Source organism: Rhodococcus sp. R1101 (genome assembly GCF_000278445.1).
Lineage (GTDB): Bacteria > Actinomycetota > Actinomycetes > Mycobacteriales > Mycobacteriaceae > Rhodococcus > Rhodococcus gordoniae.
Genome location: NZ_AJVB01000936.1, coordinates 1 through 494, shown reverse-complemented (window position 1 = coordinate 494; position 494 = coordinate 1). Strand labels below are relative to the sequence as shown.

1 pseudogene is annotated in these 494 nt (G+C 70.9%); it reads left to right on the top strand.

The window, feature by feature from the left end:
• Positions 1-494: pseudogene (locus R1101_RS29030) on the top strand (ABC transporter ATP-binding protein); the annotation flags it as partial.

Here is a 494-nt window from a genome sequence, read left to right as displayed (position 1 = left end):
GGCGGCGGCGCACGCACGATCGCCCGACGGCAACGCTACGGGCAGAAGATGTACGAGCAGAAGCGCGAACCCAAGATCGTCATGGGCGCGCGCAAGCGGCAGGCGCAGGAATCCGCCGGACGTTTCCGCCGCGAGCACGAGGAGGATCTCGGTACGGCGCGGGAGAACCTCGATCGGGCGCAGGACGCCGTACGCGACGACCCGCAGATCCGCATCGACCTGCCCGGAACGGCGGTCCCACCCGGCCGGCGGGTGGCGGACGCACCGCTCGAGATCGTCGGACCGGAGCGGATCGCACTGCGCGGCCCCAACGGGTCGGGCAAGACGACCCTGCTCCACCGCATCGTCGACGCGGGCCCGCTCGTTCCCTTCGCAGTGCTCCCACAGCGCCTCGACATCTTCGACGACGACCGTTCGGTCGCGGAGAACGCCGAGGACCGTGCTCCGCACCTGACTCCGCAACAGGTGCGGGCACGGCTGGCGCGCTTCCTGTT